Origin of the sequence: Nostoc sp. NMS9, assembly GCF_017114995.1 — a bacterium.
GTDB lineage: Bacteria > Cyanobacteriota > Cyanobacteriia > Cyanobacteriales > Nostocaceae > Nostoc.
This window is the reverse complement of record NZ_JABXKL010000054.1, coordinates 49,071-67,403: the sequence shown is the minus strand read 5'-3', so window position 1 is coordinate 67,403 and position 18,333 is coordinate 49,071. Positions and strand designations below refer to the sequence as shown.

The following is an 18,333-nucleotide window of genomic DNA, read 5'->3' as shown; positions in this document are numbered from 1 at the left end:
AGGGAGAGGGGGGAGACAAGAAACTTGTTGAATAATTCCCCCTTGTCTCCCTTCCCTATTCTTAATGACCATTGGTTTGTATTAATTCAGACTTAGCTCGGCTTTTATAGCGTTTAGATACTTCTTGTTCTGGGTCAATACCTTCAAAAGTTGGAGGTAGCCAAACTCGGAGAAACTGTAGTACTCCTAGCACTAATAAAAAGGCACAAGTTGCTAAAACTTGACTCCAACTTGCTTCTAGAACACCTTTAACAATGACTTCGCGCAAGGCGGAAACGATGGAAACTTCAACAGCTACCCCAATAGATACTCGATGTTCCTGTAGGTAAATAATTAGCAGTCGGAATAACTCAACTAAGATGAGTAAAAAGAGAATATCAGCAGTAACAGCATGAAAATCTAGAGGTGGAAGCAAGGAAAGAAACATATCTTTCACCTGAAGCACCATGAAGCTAAATAAACCGATACACAAACAAATCACAATCACATCTTGGATAAATTCCAAGGTTCGTACAACACGCCCTCGATTGATTTCGTACATATTCATTGAGGTATTTTCAACAGATTTATACATAGTTTTTTGGGAGTTGTAGAGACGGGATTCATCGCGTCTGTGGAGAGCAGGGGAGCCTAATGACAAATGACCATTTAGTAATGATTGCCAATTTTGCGGTGATGCGCGGCGGTAAGTGCATCTAGCTTGGCGACTCTTCCAGTTTGGACTGTGCTATAAATTACCCAATGATCTCCACAATCCATGCGGCTAGTAATTTCACATTCCATGTAAGCTAAAGCTTCAGCTAAAACGGGCGATTCATTTTTTGCTGGATATGTTTTCACTCCCCCAAAGCGGTCTGCACCAGGAGCAAAACGTTTCAGGAAATGTTTCATTAATCCTTGATATTTGCCTTCTTCTAAAACGTTTAAAACAAAGCGATCACCAACGTGCATCAAAGATTCAATTGCCCGATCTTTGGATACTGCGATCGCTACTCCTAAAGGCTCAAGACTCGCTTGTGTCACCCAAGAAGCAAACATGGCACTCTGAATTTCTCCTTTTTTGGCGGTGATAATATACAATCCTGTACTAATCCGCCCTAAAGCTTTTTCTAGCTCAGTATTGATAGATTTGATTTGTTTTATGGTGCGATCGCGGGTCAACCATTGACCCATATCTGTCCCCGCTTCATCACAAAGTTGTTCCGTTGCTTGAGTAGGAATTTCCTTAACTAAGATAGGTGGAAAAGCTTCAGTTAATCCCAGTTCTTGAAACTTATTACGTAAAGGATAAAGGGGTTCATCTTCTCCCCCTCCTGACTCTAATAAACCAATTGCCTGCTTTTTGTTAACAGCAGCTAAAATTGTACTTAAAGCAGCTTGAGCGATCGCCGAAGATTGGGGTGGCATTGCAATTACTAAACCAGAAGCTTGTGCAACTAATTCTCGAACTTCTTGAGGCTCGGCACTATTGAGGTCTACTAATTCTACTGCCACGCCTGTCTTCGCACATCCATGTGCTATGGTACGCACTAAATGTTCGCTATGCCCGTAATCTTCAACATAAAATAGAGCCACTAATGTCTCTGTTTTTGCTTGTTCTAAACTCCAGTTTTGATAGCGTCCGAGCCATTCAGAGATATAGTGTTGTAATAAAGGGCCATGTCCCGTGGCAACTGTTCTTATTTCTAACTTTTCAATCCGCTTTAAAGCTGCCAAAACAGACCGAGCATTGGGGGCCATGAGACAATCATAGTAATAGTGAAAATCTTCCTCTATTGAAGTAATATTTTCATCATAGGTGTGGTCATCACAGTAGTGCATCCCAAATACATCGCAGGTGTAGAGAGTGCAAGTTTTGTGGTCATAAGTCAAGATTGTGTCAGGCCAGTGTAAGTTAGGTGCAGAGATAAATTCTAATTCGTGTCCGTTGCCTAAATCTAAGCGCTCTCCACTTTTCACCTGTATTGATTTAAAAGGCTGGTGAACCATATTTTCTAGAAATTGAATAGCTACCTTAGCAGCAACAATAGTAATGGAGGGAGCTAATTGCAAAATATCTTTTACTAATCCACTGTGGTCTGGTTCTGTATGACTAATAACCAAGTAATCTATCTTAGTTGGATCAATTAATCCCGCCACCACCTCAAGATATAATTGCTCAAACTTGCGGTGAGATGTGTCAACTAAGGCAATTTTTTCTCCTTGAATTAAGAAAGAATTATAAGTTGTACCATTGCGTAAACCAAATTCGATATCAAAACGTTCTCGATCCCAGTCGAGACAACGTATAGCAGTCGTTTGAGGAGCAATTTCAACAGTTTGAATCGTCAAACGTCCTGGATTGGGAATAACTTGAGTAAGCTGTGTGAGTGCAACCATTTCTTTTCTCCAAAAAGAATATTATCTGGAGCGAGTGTTATGTTTCTATATTTACCTGAAACACTCAATTAGTAAAATGCCAATTTCTAAAGCTAATCATCAGAAAGATTTATTCTTGATTTACATGGATTTACCATTGAATTACTCAATGTTTATCATTACTTTTATGTTCAATAATGAACGTGAGAGAATGTAAATTCTAAGTTAGAATGTTTACGCATGTCGTTAACCTTTATTGCTCCTCCTCTACAACAAATCAACAGCGAAATCGCCCGTCGCGCAGGTGTTGATCTGTATGTGCTGCGCCTCGATCTCATGCACCCCTTGGTTAACGGCAACAAGTGGTTTAAGCTGAAATACAATCTTCTGGAGGCGAAGGAGAAAAATTTCACAACGCTGCTTACTTTTGGCGGCGCTTATTCTAATCACATCTATGCAACTGCGGCTGCTGGTAATCTTTTCGGTTTTCGTACTATTGGTGTAATTCGTGGCGAGGAGAGGCTACCATTAAACCCGACGCTGACTTTTGCTGTACAACAGGGTATGCAGCTTGTCTATCTGAACCGTGAGATGTATCGACAGCGCAACACACCAGCGTTAGAGGAATATCTGCGACAACGTTTCGGTGAGGTGTTTATCATTCCCGAAGGCGGGAGTAATTTAAATGGTGTGCGCGGTTGCACAGAGATAATTGATCGTGCGATGCCTACGGCTGGCTACGCCTACGCATTTGATCATATATGCGTAGCATCCGGTACAGCTACCACACTAGCAGGGATTGCGCTTTCGTTGCATGAAGGACAAAGAGCGATCGCTTTTTCCGTCTTAAAAAATGGGGCATTTCTTGCCCAAGAAATCGAAAGTTTGTTGACAAATTACCTCGCCTCTGATTTACCCACACCATATAGTTCTCCCGCTTCCTGGGAATTGGTATGTGATTATCATTTCAGCGGCTATGCAAAGGTGAACAATGAGTTAATACTGTTCAGCCAACAGTTTACACAGGAACATGGCGTACCTCTTGATTACGTATATACCGCCAAAATGTTTTACGGAGTAATGGATTTACTACAGCACGGATTTTTTTGTAAAGGCGATCGCTTGTTGCTGGTACACACAGGAGGCTTACAGGGCAACGTTGGCATGGAAGAAAGGTTGCAGAGATTTTCTAAAATTTGAGTTGCCACTTAATTAAATATCAGTTAACCTTGTATGGAATTTTACTAAAACAAGTAAAATTCACACATCAAGCTTGATATTTACTCAAAGTTAGGTAAGGTTAATTCAATGTTTACATACGCTGATCGCATTAAGCCGGATGGTCACAGTATTACTACCTATTTAGAAAATCTCCTAGCTAAAAGGTATCAAATTCCGACTTTTCAACGAGATGTGGTCTGGGAGAAAGAGAATGTTAAAAAACTTTGGGATAGTATTTATAAATTTTACCCTTTAGGAAGTATTTTAATTTGGAAAACCAGCACACAATTAGAAAGTCATAGACAAATAGGAGGGATCAAATTTGCTGAAGATTTTCACTCTAATGAATACCAGTATATTTTAGATGGACAACAAAGAACAACTGCTCTTTTAACATCAATATATGGAGGAAAGATTGAGAAAAAGGAGAACTTTGATCCAACACTATATATAGACTTAACAGTTGAATTCACAGATTCAACGGATAATATAAGTTACACAAAACGATTTTTATTTTGGGATGAGATTGATGATAATAATGGTAAAATAAAAGCTAATAGTGGCAAGAAAAAACGTTATGAAGAAAAACTTATTGTTAGTTTAATAGATATTATTAAAAATTCTGGAGAAATAGAAAGGAATCTTCATAAAAATGGACATGGCGACTTTGAAAATCCCTATATGCAACAATTGAGAAGGATTAGGGAAGCATTATATAATTATAAAATTTCTTTCATTGAATTACGCGGTATTGAAGTTGCAGAAGTCTGCCAAATATTTGAGCGAATTAATCAAGCTGGTAAACCCTTGGATATCTTTGATATCGTGGTAGCTAAAACTTTTCGGGTTGAGGACAAAAAGAATAATATTTCTGGGTTTTACCTTCGTGAATTAATTAATAATTTTAGAGAGTCGATTGCTAGCAGTCAATATGCGACTATTGATGATTGGACATTGCTACAAATGCTAGCTGTAGTAGTAAAACTTACATTTCCTGATGCAGGCATACAAAATATTACTGACAAGTATCTTAATGAGCTAAAAACAGAGCATATTGAAGCTGTATGGTCTAATTTTCAGAAAGCGGTTGCTAAAACTTTTGATTTCTTTGATAATTGTTTGCATATTAAGGGTGGAAGATTAATTCCTTACCGATATTTATATCTGACTATTACAGCATATTTTTATCGGAATGATAAACCAGATTATAGTTTTCTAAATAAATATTTTTGGTATTATAGTTTTCATAGTGCAGATTTACTAACAAACACTACTCACCTATGGCAACATATAGACTTTGTTAATCAACAAAAGGCTAATAGTACTTACTCATTCAATCAATTTGATATTGATAAGAATTCGATAAGAAAATCTTTTTACAGTTATAGAGGTCGCTTATCCAGAGCGATACTATCACTTTATGCGAATCAAAAGCCACAAGATTGGGCAAAACCTCATAGAGATGTTTTGTCTGATGTTTATTATCAGCTAACAGATAAGCCTAACTTGCACCATATATTTCCAGTTAACTTTGTTAAGCAGAGTGGCATTGCTAGCCAAATAGAATCTGATAGTTTGATGAATATTGCTTATCTGTCTCAAATAACTAATTTGAAAATTAGCGATAAAAATCCGTTAAATTATCTGAAAGAATATGACGAGCCTGGTTTAGAGATAGTGCTACGTTCTCATCTTATACCTACGATCCTTCTTGAATGGTCAAGAGCCGATGCACTTCCTGAATACGCCCTAAGCATTTTTATTGAAGAAAGGGTAAACCTCTTACTAGAGGCTTTGAGGCTGAAGTTAGACGGGATTGAATTTAATATTTTTGATATGGGCAATCGCATAGATAATATCTATTCCTAAATAAGCGATTGCCCAAAAAAGAGGCTTTGCTAGCTTTCATGCTTACCGTTTATTTTGTAAACTTTGAATGGTAGCGATCGCGTGTTTCGCCACAATATCAATCTCCTCTTCTGTATTGAACCGTCCAATACCAAACCTTACTGAGGTATAAGCTAGCTTTTCTGAATGTCCCAATGCTGTAAGAACATGGGAAGGTGCAGTATTTGCTGACGAGCAAGCAGAACCAGAAGAAACTGCCATTACTGGCTGTAATCCTAGCAAAAGTGCGGCTCCATCCACTCCCTCAACACTGATATTCAAGTTTCCCGCCAATCGCTGTTGAGGATGTCCGTTAAGATGAATTCCTTCAACTTGCGAAAGCTTTTCCCACAATTTTTGTCTTAACTGGGTGAGGCGTTGGGTTTCTGTCTCTTGTTCAGCCAAAGCGATTTCTACAGCTTTCCCAAAGCCGACAATTTGTGGTGTATACAATGTACCAGAACGCATCCCCCGTTCATGTCCACCGCCGTGCTGCTGAGGAGCCAGTTGCACTCTGGGATTGCGTCTGCGGACGTACAGCGCTCCAATACCTTTGGGCCCATATACTTTATGTGCTGTTAGCGACATTAAGTCAATTTTCATCGCTTGCACATCTAAGGGAATTTTACCAATAGCTTGGGCGGCATCTGTGTGGAATAGGATTTGGTGTTCATGGCACATTTCCCCAATTTCTGCCAAAGGCTGTAACACGCCAATTTCGTTATTTGCAGCCATCACCGATACCAAAATTGTCTCAGGACGTAAAGCTTTTTTTAACTCAGTTAAATCAATCAATCCATCTTTTTGGACAGGGAGAATAGTAATTTCAAAACCAAGACTTTTTAAATAATTACAAGGATCAATTACTGCACTATGTTCAGTGGCAACAGTAATAATATGCTGACCTTTTTTAAAATAAGCTTCGGCAACACCTTTTATAGCCAAATTATTTGCTTCTGTTGCACCACTCGTAAAGACAATTTCTTCTGGTGTGGCGTTGATTGCTGCTGCTAAAATTTCTCGCGTTTGCTTTACAGCAGCTTCTGATTCCCAACCATAAACATGACTAATACTTGCTGGGTTGCCAAATTTTTCTGTGAAGTAGGGGAGCATTGCTGGTAGTACTCGTTCATCTACGGGTGTAGTAGCGTAACAATCAAGGTATATAGGACGAATAGACATAATTTTATTAACTCAAAATTTGAGTCAAATTTTTTAATACACTTAGAACCTGATACAGTTCACTTTCTCGTTTCAAAAGTGTAAATTGGTCAGACATAGCATACTTTGGCTGATTTTCTTTGGTAAGTTTCAGGAAAATAAAATCACTACCATTTGTTACTAATCCAAAAGCAGGTTTGTCTTGACTAGGATTAGCAAGCATATAAACAAGTGCTTGAGGTATGGCTTCTAAAAGAGAAAAGCTAGACCTTTTAGATTCAATTACTAACAACCAGAATTGTTCTTGAATAACTAAAACATCAATTCTACCTCTAATAATTTCTCCTTCATCTTCCGCAGAAATTTCTATTGATTGTTCGCCTCTTATATAAAAAGGCTCATCATAAAATCCAGCTAAATTGAGTAAAGGAGATAAAACTACTAATTTCACCGTTTCTTCTGACAAAGGGGGACGCTTGACTAAACGGAGGAAATGAAGCTTTACTTTGTCTAAATCTGGCTTTTCTAAATCTGTAATTTCCGGTAAATTTTCAAACCATTCTCTGAAGAATGCCTCATCTTCGGCTAGCTGTAGACTAAATTTTTCTTCCAAATAGGCAAGCCCGACATTTTGTGCTTGGATAAATTGAACCATAATTCATTTCAAAGATGCTATATCAATATTATGACACTATTACAGTATTAACCTAATGGTCTGTCAAGATAGTTTTGAGAGTTTGTAGTAAGCACTTTAGTGCTTAGGAAATAAGGACTGAAGTCCTTACTACGAAGTTGCTTACCTATCAATTTAAATTTGACATACGACTATATAGAAAGAGCAAAGATAATTAATTTAAAACTTGACCGATTTTTTTTAATATATTCAAAACTTTATATAATTCATTATCATGTTTATATAAAGTGAATTTATCAGATAAAGCATACATTGGTTTATCTTGTTTTATCAACTTAATAAATTGGAAATCTTCTCCATTCATTACTAAGGAATATGCAGGATGCTCAGGCTGAGGATTTGCCAACATATAAGTCAAAGCTTGAGGAATCGCCTTTGCCAAGGAAAAACTAGACCTCTTAGATTCAATTATCAGTAACCATAGCTGCTCTTGGAGAACCAAGACATCAATTTTACCTTTAATGATTTCTTTACTTTGTTCGGCGTTTAATTCATTATCAATGATAACTTGTTCGCTAATCTCTATACTTTCTTCTGTAGCGATATAAAAAGGAGGACGATAAAAACCAGCTAAATCTAGCAATGGAGATAACACTACCAACTTTACTGCTTCTTCTAAAAGAGGAGCATTTTCAAGGACGTTGAAATAGTTATTTTTAACTCTGTCTAAATATTGCTTTTCTAATTCAGACATTTCAGGGATGTAGTCAAACCACTCTGTAAAAAATTGCTCATCTTCAGATTTGTATAGAGCAAATTTTTTCTTTAAGTAGGCAAGAGTGACATTTTGGGCTTGGATGACTTGAATCATGTTTATTTAAACTTGCAAAAAGTCTAATTCCTGACTTTAATTATCACGCTAGCAGTTTCTAGCATCCAGTTGCATTAAGTGGCTGCTAATTCCTGCAATTTAGTTAAAACTGCCTGAGCATGACCTTTTGTTTTTACATTAGGCCAAGCATAGACAATAATTTTATCAGGTGAAATTAAAAAAGTTGAGCGAACAATACCCATATATTCTTTGCCCATAAATTTTTTTAAGCGCCAAGCACCGTAGGCTTCTGTTAAAATATGTTCTGGGTCACTTAAAAGGGTGATTGACAAGTTATGTTTGCTGATAAATTTACAATGAGATTTACCCAAATCTGGACTTACGCCTAAGATTTTTGCTCCCAGTTCGCTGAAGTCTTGATACAACTCGGTGAAATCTTTCGCTTCGGTGGTACAACCGGGTGTGTCATCTTTGGGGTAGAAGTAGAGGACAACCCACTGACTGCTGAGGTCGTCGAGAGTGACTGCATTGCCATTTTGGTCAGGAGTAGAGAAATCTAGCGCTGGTTGTCCGACTTGGGGAATGTTGTTCATGATGAGGTGTGAGAGATTGCGTAAGCGTAGCTCGTCGTAGACATCGCTTTAAAATTGTACATAGATTGAGCGATCCTTCTTATTTATCAGTGTCTAAAATTAATTAGTAACTTCTCAATTCACATAAATAGGTCTGTGAATCTAGTCTCAAGCTAGTATATTCGCCACATCTTGATCATATTGTCCCCACCACCGCTGATAAAAATTTGTCCATCAAGGCTAAATACAAGTGCATTTACATCACCTGAATGCCCATTTCGAGTGCAAATATCTTCTTTAGTACTGAGATCCCAAAGTTTAATTTTTCCGTCATCACCGCCACTCACTAAATTCTTACCGTTGGGACTGAATGCTACGCTCAAAACTAGTCCTGTATGTCCTACAAGAGTACAAATTTTCTCCCCAGTATTGAGGTTCCATACATTTATTGTTTTGTCATCGCTACCACTAACTAGTATTTGAGAATCTGGGCTAATGGCAACACAATTAATGCACGCTGAATGCCCGGTTAGAATGCGTTTTGGCCATATCCGTATTGTTTTGTCTGCACTACCGCTAACTACAGTACGACCATCAGGGCTGATTGCCACACAAGTCACATGCTCTGAATATGTAGCTAAAGTACTAATTTATTTTCCATTATGCAAATTCCAAACTTTTACTGTTTTATCATGACTGCCACTAACCAACATTTGTCCATCTGGACTGATTGCTAAAGAAGTAATAAATTCTGAATGCCCAGTTATTGTAAGAATTGGTTGACCAGTTGTCATGCTAAATAACTTAATTTCTGGGTCGTCACTATCACTAACTAGAGTTTGCCCGTCTGGGCTAATTGCTAGAACAAATACTTGTGTTGAATGCGGTGTAATGGTTTTAATTTCCTCAGCACTATACAGGTTCCATACTTTAATTGTCTTGTCATCACCTCCACTAACCAAAGTCTGCCCATCTGGACTAATTGCTAAAGTCCGAACAACGTCAGAATGTCCAGAGTACCAACTACCAAGAGTGCGTTCTAAAAAAAATATTTGCCCATTGACTGTTGGTAATGGTTTGACAGACTCTGATTTCGTTAATTTCGCGGGATATAAAGTTTCATTAATTTCTACCAACCTTTCCAATATTGCTTGGGTATTGGCTGGGCGATCCTTTACTGATCGCATCATTAGATGATCTATAAAATCTGCTAACAAAGGAGATATCTGATTAGCCTCAACACGCCAGTTTAGATCAGCAGTATATGGATCGCCATACGGGTCATCCATCAGATCAAGAGGATATTTTCCTGTCAGCAAATGGACAAAAGTACGACCCAAAGCAAAGAAATCCGATTGCGGAACAGCATGACCATTGATTTGCTCTAATGGAGCATAGCCATCAGAAACAAATTTTGTGATTTGACCTGCTGCTTGTTTTTTCTCATAGGTTCCGGTAATTTCCCGTGCTATACCAAAGTCGATTAATACCAACTGTCCATCAGCAGTTAGCATAATGTTTGAAGGTTTTATATCCCGATGGAAAAACTGCTGCTGATGTACTTTGTGTAAAATATTCGTCAACTGCGTTAACCAAAAGACTGCTTGCTTTTCACTGATGGGACGATTACCACGTTTTTCTAACCATTCGTATAAATTTTCTCCATCAATTTTATCCATTATTAAACAATGAACTGCCTCTTGGCTATTTTGAGGAAAAAACTTGAAATATTCCTCAGCATTAGGAATTCCTGGATGATTTAGTCGCTTTAAAACTTCAGCTTCTTGCTGAAAAAGTGATACTGCTTTAGCTTCCTTGAGTATAAGAACCTTCAAAATTTTTAGCTTGCCACTGTCACTTACCTCAAATGTTTTAGCAAAGCCACCTTTGCCTATATGTCGTGTTACTCGATAACACCCTTCTAGCAGCAATTCAGAGCCACAGCTTTGACAGCGTAGTAAATTATCAGGGTTATCAGTATTTTGGCAGTTAGGATTGATGCACAGGCTCATCGTCTTGAAAAGTGACAGATTTATCTGATATCTTAGCTTTACTTACTGATAAGCTGGAGAAAATAGGCATCAATGCGATCGCACTCATTCATCTTTGCTTAAGTTCTCTCATCAGGGTGAGAGCGATCGCTTATATTTATTCGCGATAATAATGACTTAACCTACAAGTATTTTTGTTTATCTATTCTTACTCTTCAAAATTCACATGACTAAAGATATGCAACGCCAATTTACCAACCGCGATGAGTTGGTTGCCTACCTGCGCGAACAATTCCCAAGTGCCGCAGAACGCGATGACCACATTAGCGAAACTCTAGGGGGACGCAAAGCGGCACAAAAAGCGCTGCAAAAAATCGATCCCCTTCGCTACGCCCAAACACGTAATTTCTTCACAGGTGGGGTCACGCGTCTTTCGCCTTATATCCGTTATGGCGTTTTGAGTTTGCGAGAAATTCGAGATTACGTCCTTGACCAGGTACAAAATCAAGATGAAGCTACGAAACTAATTAATGAGTTAGGTTGGCGCGACTATTGGCAACGGCTGTATATGAAGTTAGGGGATGAAATCTGGCAAGACCAGGAACAGTACAAAACTGGTTATACTGTGGGCGAATATGCACCCGAATTGCCGCAAGATATCAGAGAAGCAACTACAGGCAGAGTTTGTATTGACAGTTTCAGTGGTGATTTGAGAGAAACTGGCTATTTACATAACCACGCACGAATGTGGCTAGCGGCTTACATTATCCATTGGCGGCGTATTCGTTGGCAAGCAGGAGCCAAATGGTTTCTTGAACATCTTTTAGATGGAGATCCTGCTAGTAATAATATGTCATGGCAGTGGGTTGCTAGCACTTTTAGTCATAAACCGTATTTTTTCAACCGTGAAAACTTAGAACGCTACACCAAAGGCATTTATTGTCAGAAATGCTCCTTTTATGGTCATTGTGATTTTGAAGGCAGTTATGAAGATTTAGAACAGCGACTTTTTCCCAAAGGCGAATTTAGCAAACAACCTAATAGCCAAAGTTGGCAACGGGGAAAGAAAGGTAAAAAATGAATAAACCAATTGTTTGGGTACATGGAGATTGCCTCAGTCCAAATAATCCCACATTGCAAAAATACCCCGATGCTCCAGCTATCTGGGTTTGGGATGAGGCTTTGATAGAGGAATGGCAATTGAGTCTTAAACGTCTGACTTTTATCTACGAATGTTTGCTAGAGTTACCTGTTGTTATTCGTCGTGGCAATGTAGCACAAGAAATTTTAGCTTTTGCTCAAGAACATGATGCCAATTTAGTTGTCACAGCCGATAGTCCCAGCCCCCGGTTTGATGATATCTGTAATCAAATTGAGCGTTCTATAGCAGTGGAAGTGTTAGAAGTCGAACCATTTTTTGACTATGACGGCTATATTGACTTGAAACGGTTCTCGCGCTATTGGAAAGTGGCTCAAAATTATGTTTATCAAAAGCCCTCACCCTAAATCCCTCTGCCAATTTGGGCTACGGTGTACACACATCTTGGTAATGAAGCCCAAACCCTGGATTTACCCCCCTTAATCCCCCCTTGCAAAGCAGGGTGGTTTCATACAAGCAGAGAAAAACTAAAACTGGGTTTCAAAGCCTCTCTCCCCGTGGCGGAGAGGAATGGAAGTGAGGGAAAAAACCTGGACACAAAACGAGAAATCAAGACTTATGTATTTTTCTTTTTTCGTATGAAACCACCCTGCTTAATCCCCCCTTGCAAAGGGGGGAAATATCCAGTTCTCCCCCAAGGCATCGGGGGAGTTAGAGGGGGGTGTAGCCCGATTTGGGAGAAGGGTTGGGGGATGAGGGCAGTTAATTTTACTTAAAAGATTTTGATTTTTTAAGTAAAATTAACTCATAAGTTAATTACAACAAGTGTTGCAATCATTTAAATGTTTCTTATACATGAAGAAGTAATTGTTGCAAAGTATTAAGCATTTCCAGCAATTGGTTATACATTACTGGGAAATACTTAAAGGTTTCTTATACATGAAGGAGCAATTGTTGCAAAGTATTAAGCCTTTGCAGCAATTAGTTATACATTTCTGGTAAATACTTAAAGGTTTCTTATACATGAAGGAGCAATTGTTGCAAACGCTTCAATTTTGGCAACTAGTCTTGCAGGTTAATGGAGTTACGAGTGCTGAGTTGCAAGTGAGATTTTTCACTCAGCAGTATTGAATCTATTGAGGTTTGTAAATAATTTGTATCTCTGCAAGGAATATTCCTTTAGACTGAGTTTCAACTGAAAAAATGTGGGAATAAACACAAATGCATTCGTTAAATATATTTTGTCACGAATTTGTAGTTGCTGTTTCCTTTGTCGCTTGCATTATTGGACTGTTGTTACTGTGGGATGGTAAGCAGCAAACAAATGATGTGGAAGAAACAGAGCGAATTCTATTTAGAATGAGCTTTAGTTACTGGCTAGTTTACTGTGTAGCTTTTGGCATAGAAAAAATGGTTTTACCCGACTGGGAATCTATACTCATGACTTTGAGAATAACTACGGCTTTGTCATATTTCTTAACTTTTTCTTGCATCGTTAGTCTGCCACTACACAAATTTGCAGTGCATCGGGTTGAGGAATAGTTATTGGGCATGGGGCATTGGGCATGGGGCATGGGGCATGATTAACATCTCATGGCGATCGCTAATGCAGCTTCTAGTTGATCCTGGGGTAAAGTTGTTAAAATAAAGACCTCTTGTACCGTTTTCCCCTGCCGCGCAATGACTTTATAGCCGCCGCGAATGGGTACTGAGATGCGTAGTTGCATTTTTGGACAGTGACCCTTTGACCGCCCAATCACTCCCGGCGTCACAGTTTGGATACCATCCTGCTGACAAAGACGTTCTAAAATGGGGATAAGACCAGAAAGGTGTGTTGAGTGATTCCAAACCAGTCTGGCAGCTTTTTGTGAAGCCGTGCGGAGGGGATCTACGGAGGGTTTGCCCATAATAATTAAGCTTAAGCTGCTTCTAGAGGTGCCATTGTCAAACCTGCTCGGCGCAGCTGCTGGTGATAGAGTTCCGCAGGTTCTTGGGGCCCGACCCAGACGATCGCTTGACCTTCATAGTGTACCTGATTAGTCAAATCCCACGCGCGATCGCCACTCATCCCCGGAATATATTTCATCAAACATTCAGCTACATGTTGGAATGTATTAAAATCATCGTTTAATACAATCACTTTGTAATTCGGATAAGTCTTACGGATAACTTGATTAGACCGTTCAGGAGCTATAGTTGGTGCTGTGGACATCCCGTAAACATCTGCTGAAAATGTCATAACCATAAAACAATTAGTCAAGATAATTTTACAAAACTACACTATAAGTAATTAGTTTAGTTCATTGTTTAGTTGTCTGTTGTCATTTGTCCGTTGTCCTTAACCAATGACCAATGATATCGTGTCCGGCTAAAAACTTATCATTTAGACCGCAGTTATTGCTGGGGGAAGAGGCTTTTGGGATTTTTGCACAGATTCGGTAATCATAAGTGATTAACCGGACTTGATATGACAAATGACAAATGACAAATGACAAATGACAAATGACCAATGACCAATGACAAATGACAAATGACCAATGACAATCTATTTCCAATTATCCCAGTTTTCGTTAAAAATAGATGTATCTGGGAAGGCGGTAGGGTTGCCATTTTGTTGCAAAAGCCGTTTGAGTGCTTCTAGTTGTGGCTCTTGTTTGGGTAAGTCATCAACTAGTTGGTAAGGTGCGATCGCATTTTTGAGTGCAAAACTAGCAACTGTTCCCGCAGCTGCGCCAGCCGACCATTCAAATGAGTGTACTCGATAGGCAGCAGCAGCAATGTGACTAGTCGCAATACTTTTACCACCTACGAGCAAATTATCAATTTTCTGGGGAATCATCGCCCTCAAAGCAATTTGGAAGGGATAAGCTTGACCCGCACCACGTCTTTCGCCTGGACGTTCTGTGTTCCCAGGGGCTTCTGGGGGACTATTCACCATGCAAGGATGGAAATCTATGGCGTAGTGACCAATACCCACAGCATCGGGAAAGATGGTAGAACGAGTCCGTCGCATTGCTTTGTCTGGTGGAATTTTACCGTCAATTACTGATATTGCTTCTAAACCTGCAACTGCTGCTCGTAGCCGACGATACATATCTGCTGGCAGAGTCTTTGAGTAATATTCGTCATTATAATCTCGGCGGGAAATATCAATTTCCCCAATACTAAAGCCTTCGGATTGTCCCCAACTGGGGCGGCCAATGATCCGCCGTCCTTCTCGCATATAGGGATATTTTGATAAGCCATGTATTGTCCCCATTGGCGAATTTAAACCGGAAACAAAGCGGTTATTGGGTTGCTGCTGCTTGACACCATCCCCTAGTTGAGAATCTGTAGTCCCAGCTACCAACCAGTAATAGAAAGATAAGGCATTTTCTTCAGCGTTGCGGAGGGTTTCTGTCCGCAGTCCTCCCATCCAACCCCCTGGCTCTAACTGTCCAGTAGCTTGTAACTGTTGGCGGGTATAAATTAGGTTATCCTGACCAGTTCCGGGGCGGTAGTCGTTACCCCAAGTCCAGTTTTGCATTGAGATATCCCCTGGTGTAGCCGCAGTAAAACTTACACCGCCAAATTTTGCTGGTTTCCCTTTGTCTGGACTCCAAATGCGACGATAGGTAAAAACTAAATCAAAGTTAGCCAGTCGCTTCAATTCATAGCTGAAATAGGGTGCATATCGAGAATAAAATGCTGGCATTGTTTGCGGTTGCGGTTCCTTAGTGGCCTCCATTGCAAAAGTGTAGGTAAAGCCTTGAGGGCAATAGGGGTCATTGTTGGCGCCAGAAGCAGAAGGTTCTAGGTAAGAACGGGCATCAATACCTAATCGGTAGGGAACATCAGCAAGGGCGATAATTTCTCCAGTTTCGCTAGCGTCTACGACATACCATTTAGGAGCATCCTCTTTCGCTGCCTTGGGGATGAAACGGACAATAGTTTTAGTAAACCGAGATGAGTTTTCGTAGCGATAAGCATCTTCAATACTTTGAGATAACGTAAAAGTATTGAGAGGTGGTGCGCCTTTTGGTGGTTGATGTTGGATTGCGATCGCACTATTAATTATTTTGCCATCAGCAGCGATTTCCAAATCCTTAATTACTGTGTTGGGAAACCATTGCAACTTCCCTTTGCCCTGCTTTTCGGCATCTTTAAGCATCTGGGTCAAAATAGTGTGAGCATCGCGGGGAAGAAAACAAGATTCACTTACCCAGCAGTCACCGGGGTTAAGCTTACCGTATTTACGCCCAATGCGGTTTCGTAATTCCAGATAGCCGCGAGAATAGAATTTGAGAGCTCGTTGAGTTGGGCGTTCATCTAACGCAGATGTCCCTTGAGCAGAAATTTGTCCTCCCAACCAATCAGTAATTTCTGTGAGACAAACTGTTCGCCCTGCTAGCAAACCCTCGTAAGCTGTGGCTACACCAGAAAGTCCACCACCCACAACTAAAATCTCGCAATTTACACTTTTGTCTGGGGTTCTTGGTGGTACGGCGATGGCCCGATCAAATGCGACTAAGCTAGAGATTAGATTTAGACCGATCGGCAATGTTAAGCTAAAAGCTACTTTGTGTCTATGTTTCATAGTTAAAAAAAACCACTCCAAATCCTGTGTCACCTTGTAGACGTTAGCATTGAAATGTCTAATTCAAGCAATTTTTCCAGAGCAACAGAAACGAAAGTTAGCAGAAAAATTGGCATAATAAAATCCCCTCTTCCTACACTCCCTAAAAAGGGAGAATAGCGTTAGAGGGGATAACTCAAGTAATGTTAGCTTTCGGAAGTTTCCTGAGAGAACTTCTTATGGATAGTTCTGGTGGATTCTCCATCAGCAGCTACCGTTATCAGATAGTCCATTAAACCATCTGAAAAGGGGAGACGTAGGTGGAAAGTACCATCGGGTTTGATTTTGATGGCATGACCACCAATGTTTACGCTGGTATTTGGTTGAGTTGCTCCGTGAATAATTAACTCAGCATCAGCCACGAACCAGAAGTCTCCGTAGGCACGACTGAAAACCCGAACGTTAGCGGAACGGGCGATGAGTAACCAACGATCGCCATCAGCAATATAGCCAATTTCAACCATGTAATCGCGATCGCTCACGGGAATCGCCACAAAGCGATCGCGTGCTACTTCTTCAGATTCATACTGCTGTACAAGCTGGGGACTTTGATAACTCAAGTCAATCCCGGTTACATCATAGAGCCTCACGACAAATTGGGAACCGCCTTGTTGATGCAGTGCTTCAGATTGAGCTTTGGAAATGTGCCAAGAGACATAAGCCCACTTGGGAGTGCGGGGTGTGAGGACAATACTGCTCTCTTCTGGGACAGTTTCTGCTTCTACATTTGCCAAGCCAACAGCTGTTTCGCTTAGTAATGCTACATTTTCAACAGTGGGATCTGTTGTCGAATCTGTAGGCACTGGACTAAAGACACGAACGATCGCCGAACGGGCAATGAATAACCAGCGTAGTTTACCGCCGTAGGCATCGCCATCAGCGACATAGCCAATTTCAGCTATGTAGTCGCGATCGCTGATGGGAATTTCCACAAAGCGATCGTGTGCTGTCTCTTCACATTCATACTGCTGGACAAACTGAGGATTTTGATAACTCAAATCTATTCCAGTCACATCATACAGCCGCACTACCAATTGAGAACCGCCCTGTTGTCGCAGTGCTGCTTTCTTAGCTTCGGAAATCTCCCAAGAGACTTCAGCCCATTGGAAAGTGCGGGGTGTGAGGACAATACTGCTCTCTTGTTGGACATCTACCAAATCAACATCTGTTTTGTCTGCGATTGCGACATCATCAACTACGGGATCTGGATTCACAGAACCGAAGACATGAACGATCGCAGAACGGGCGATGAATAACCAGCGATCACCATCAGCGATATAGCCAATTTCAGCTATGTAGTCGCGATCATTGAGGGGAATGTCCACCAATCCGTCGTTTTCTGTTTCCTCAGATTCATACAGCTTTACAAGCTGCGGAGTTTGATGACTCAAGTCAATGCCAGTCACATCATACAGCCGCACTATCAATTGAGAGCCGCCTTGTTGACGCAGTGCTGCTTTCTTGGCTGCGGAAATCTCCCAAGAGACATGAGCCAATGTATCAGTATCTGGTGTGAGCACAATACTGCTTTCTTCATCTGCATCTACCAAACCAATAGCTGTTTCGGCTGGGATTGCGACATCATCAACTATGGGATCTGGCTTCACAGGACTGAAGACACGAACAATTGCAGAACGGGCAATGAATAACCAGTGTTCGCCATAAGCGATATAGCCAATTTCAGCTATGTAGTCGCGATCATTGAGGGGAATTTCTACAAAGCGATCGTGTGCTGTCTCTGCACATTCATACTGCTGTACCACCTGCGGACTTTGATAGCTCAAATCAATACCAGTCACATCATACAGCCGCACTACCAATTGAGTACCACCTTGTTGCCACAGTTCTGCTTTCTTGGCTGCGGAAATCTCCCAAGAGACATGAGCCGATGTATAAGTATCTGGTGTGAGCACAATACTGCTTTCTTCATCTGCATCTACCAAACCAATAGCTGTTTCGGCTG

General features: G+C 40.4%; 18 protein-coding genes. 6 read left to right on the top strand and 12 right to left on the bottom strand.

The window, feature by feature from the left end:
* Positions 1 to 61: 61 nt before the first annotated feature.
* Positions 62 to 574, bottom strand: coding sequence for a phosphate-starvation-inducible PsiE family protein (locus tag HWQ40_RS16770; protein WP_292779693.1), 513 nt, complete (start codon positions 572 to 574; stop codon positions 62 to 64).
* Between the two features lie 74 nt (positions 575 to 648).
* Positions 649 to 2,379, bottom strand: a complete 1,731-nt coding sequence (locus tag HWQ40_RS16765; RefSeq protein ID WP_292779692.1) for a diflavin flavoprotein — start codon at positions 2,377 to 2,379, stop codon at positions 649 to 651.
* Positions 2,380 to 2,598: 219 nt separating this feature from the next.
* Here HWQ40_RS16765 and HWQ40_RS16760 point away from each other — a divergent pair, with 219 nt between their 5' ends.
* Both HWQ40_RS16760 and HWQ40_RS16755 read left to right on the top strand, forming a co-directional pair.
* A complete protein-coding gene (locus tag HWQ40_RS16760) occupies positions 2,599 to 3,558 on the top strand; it encodes a 1-aminocyclopropane-1-carboxylate deaminase/D-cysteine desulfhydrase (RefSeq protein WP_292779690.1) in 960 nt (319 codons plus the stop codon).
* 108 nt (positions 3,559 to 3,666) lie between these two features.
* Positions 3,667 to 5,448, top strand: a complete 1,782-nt coding sequence (locus HWQ40_RS16755; protein WP_292779688.1) for a DUF262 domain-containing protein — start codon at positions 3,667 to 3,669, stop codon at positions 5,446 to 5,448.
* A 42-nt stretch (positions 5,449 to 5,490) separates the two neighbouring features.
* Here the strand turns inward: HWQ40_RS16755 and HWQ40_RS16750 are convergent, their stop codons facing one another.
* The 6 genes from HWQ40_RS16750 to HWQ40_RS16725 form a co-directional block, all read right to left on the bottom strand.
* Complete coding sequence (locus HWQ40_RS16750; protein ID WP_292779686.1) at positions 5,491 to 6,648, bottom strand: cysteine desulfurase family protein; 1,158 nt, start codon at positions 6,646 to 6,648, stop codon at positions 5,491 to 5,493.
* Positions 6,649 to 6,655: 7 nt separating this feature from the next.
* A complete protein-coding gene (locus HWQ40_RS16745) occupies positions 6,656 to 7,282 on the bottom strand; it encodes a type I restriction endonuclease (RefSeq protein WP_292779684.1) in 627 nt (208 codons plus the stop codon).
* 193 nt (positions 7,283 to 7,475) lie between these two features.
* Entirely contained in the window at positions 7,476 to 8,132 is a 657-nt protein-coding gene (locus tag HWQ40_RS16740; RefSeq protein ID WP_292779683.1) for a type I restriction endonuclease, read from the bottom strand.
* 74 nt (positions 8,133 to 8,206) lie between these two features.
* Complete coding sequence (bcp, locus tag HWQ40_RS16735) at positions 8,207 to 8,686, bottom strand: thioredoxin-dependent thiol peroxidase (RefSeq protein WP_292779681.1); 480 nt, start codon at positions 8,684 to 8,686, stop codon at positions 8,207 to 8,209.
* A gap of 152 nt (positions 8,687 to 8,838) precedes the next feature.
* The gene (locus HWQ40_RS16730) at positions 8,839 to 9,315 is read right to left on the bottom strand and encodes a WD40 repeat domain-containing protein (RefSeq protein WP_292779774.1); all 477 of its coding nucleotides are present in this window, start codon (positions 9,313 to 9,315) and stop codon (positions 8,839 to 8,841) included.
* A complete protein-coding gene (locus HWQ40_RS16725; RefSeq protein WP_292779679.1) occupies positions 9,316 to 10,677 on the bottom strand; it encodes a serine/threonine-protein kinase in 1,362 nt (453 codons plus the stop codon).
* An 11-nt stretch (positions 10,678 to 10,688) separates the two neighbouring features.
* On the opposite strand from HWQ40_RS16725, the gene HWQ40_RS16720 reads away from it, so the two are divergent.
* The 4 genes from HWQ40_RS16720 (at position 10,689) to HWQ40_RS16705 (ending at position 13,297) form a co-directional block, all read left to right on the top strand.
* Positions 10,689 to 10,826: a hypothetical protein gene (locus HWQ40_RS16720; protein ID WP_292779677.1), complete on the top strand. Its 138-nt coding sequence runs from the start codon at positions 10,689 to 10,691 to the stop codon at positions 10,824 to 10,826.
* Positions 10,827 to 10,882: 56 nt separating this feature from the next.
* Entirely contained in the window at positions 10,883 to 11,737 is an 855-nt protein-coding gene (locus HWQ40_RS16715) for an FAD-binding domain-containing protein (RefSeq protein ID WP_292779675.1), read from the top strand.
* Positions 11,734 to 12,162, top strand: a complete 429-nt coding sequence (locus tag HWQ40_RS16710) for a hypothetical protein (protein WP_292779673.1) — start codon at positions 11,734 to 11,736, stop codon at positions 12,160 to 12,162. The genes HWQ40_RS16715 and HWQ40_RS16710 overlap by 4 nt, the downstream gene beginning before the upstream one ends.
* Before the next feature lie 814 nt (positions 12,163 to 12,976).
* Complete coding sequence (locus tag HWQ40_RS16705) at positions 12,977 to 13,297, top strand: hypothetical protein (protein ID WP_292779671.1); 321 nt, start codon at positions 12,977 to 12,979, stop codon at positions 13,295 to 13,297.
* A 41-nt stretch (positions 13,298 to 13,338) separates the two neighbouring features.
* Here HWQ40_RS16705 and HWQ40_RS16700 read toward each other — a convergent pair whose 3' ends face one another.
* The 4 genes from HWQ40_RS16700 to HWQ40_RS16685 form a co-directional block, all read right to left on the bottom strand.
* Positions 13,339 to 13,662 carry a DUF2103 domain-containing protein gene (locus HWQ40_RS16700; protein ID WP_292779669.1) on the bottom strand — a complete coding sequence of 108 codons (324 nt, stop codon included), beginning with the start codon at positions 13,660 to 13,662 and terminating at the stop codon, positions 13,339 to 13,341.
* Positions 13,663 to 13,673: 11 nt separating this feature from the next.
* The gene (gene clpS / locus HWQ40_RS16695; protein WP_292779667.1) at positions 13,674 to 14,000 is read right to left on the bottom strand and encodes an ATP-dependent Clp protease adapter ClpS; all 327 of its coding nucleotides are present in this window, start codon (positions 13,998 to 14,000) and stop codon (positions 13,674 to 13,676) included.
* Positions 14,001 to 14,300: 300 nt separating this feature from the next.
* Positions 14,301 to 16,331 carry an FAD-dependent oxidoreductase gene (locus HWQ40_RS16690; protein ID WP_292779665.1) on the bottom strand — a complete coding sequence of 677 codons (2,031 nt, stop codon included), beginning with the start codon at positions 16,329 to 16,331 and terminating at the stop codon, positions 14,301 to 14,303.
* A gap of 185 nt (positions 16,332 to 16,516) precedes the next feature.
* On the bottom strand, positions 16,517 to 18,333 hold a 1,817-nt coding region (locus tag HWQ40_RS16685; RefSeq protein WP_292779663.1), incomplete at its 5' end, for a DUF4912 domain-containing protein.

Coding starts and splice junctions, on each gene's coding strand:
- HWQ40_RS16770 (WP_292779693.1), bottom strand. CDS start 574: ATGTATAAATCTGTTGAAAATACCTCAATGAATATGTACGAAATCAAT.
- HWQ40_RS16765 (WP_292779692.1), bottom strand. CDS start 2,379: ATGGTTGCACTCACACAGCTTACTCAAGTTATTCCCAATCCAGGACGT.
- HWQ40_RS16760 (WP_292779690.1), top strand. CDS start 2,599: ATGTCGTTAACCTTTATTGCTCCTCCTCTACAACAAATCAACAGCGAA.
- HWQ40_RS16755 (WP_292779688.1), top strand. CDS start 3,667: ATGTTTACATACGCTGATCGCATTAAGCCGGATGGTCACAGTATTACT.
- HWQ40_RS16750 (WP_292779686.1), bottom strand. CDS start 6,648: ATGTCTATTCGTCCTATATACCTTGATTGTTACGCTACTACACCCGTA.
- HWQ40_RS16745 (WP_292779684.1), bottom strand. CDS start 7,282: ATGGTTCAATTTATCCAAGCACAAAATGTCGGGCTTGCCTATTTGGAA.
- HWQ40_RS16740 (WP_292779683.1), bottom strand. CDS start 8,132: ATGATTCAAGTCATCCAAGCCCAAAATGTCACTCTTGCCTACTTAAAG.
- bcp (WP_292779681.1), bottom strand. CDS start 8,686: ATGAACAACATTCCCCAAGTCGGACAACCAGCGCTAGATTTCTCTACT.
- HWQ40_RS16725 (WP_292779679.1), bottom strand. CDS start 10,677: ATGAGCCTGTGCATCAATCCTAACTGCCAAAATACTGATAACCCTGAT.
- HWQ40_RS16715 (WP_292779675.1), top strand. CDS start 10,883: ATGACTAAAGATATGCAACGCCAATTTACCAACCGCGATGAGTTGGTT.
- HWQ40_RS16710 (WP_292779673.1), top strand. CDS start 11,734: ATGAATAAACCAATTGTTTGGGTACATGGAGATTGCCTCAGTCCAAAT.
- HWQ40_RS16705 (WP_292779671.1), top strand. CDS start 12,977: ATGCATTCGTTAAATATATTTTGTCACGAATTTGTAGTTGCTGTTTCC.
- HWQ40_RS16700 (WP_292779669.1), bottom strand. CDS start 13,662: ATGGGCAAACCCTCCGTAGATCCCCTCCGCACGGCTTCACAAAAAGCT.
- clpS (WP_292779667.1), bottom strand. CDS start 14,000: ATGGTTATGACATTTTCAGCAGATGTTTACGGGATGTCCACAGCACCA.
- HWQ40_RS16690 (WP_292779665.1), bottom strand. CDS start 16,331: ATGAAACATAGACACAAAGTAGCTTTTAGCTTAACATTGCCGATCGGT.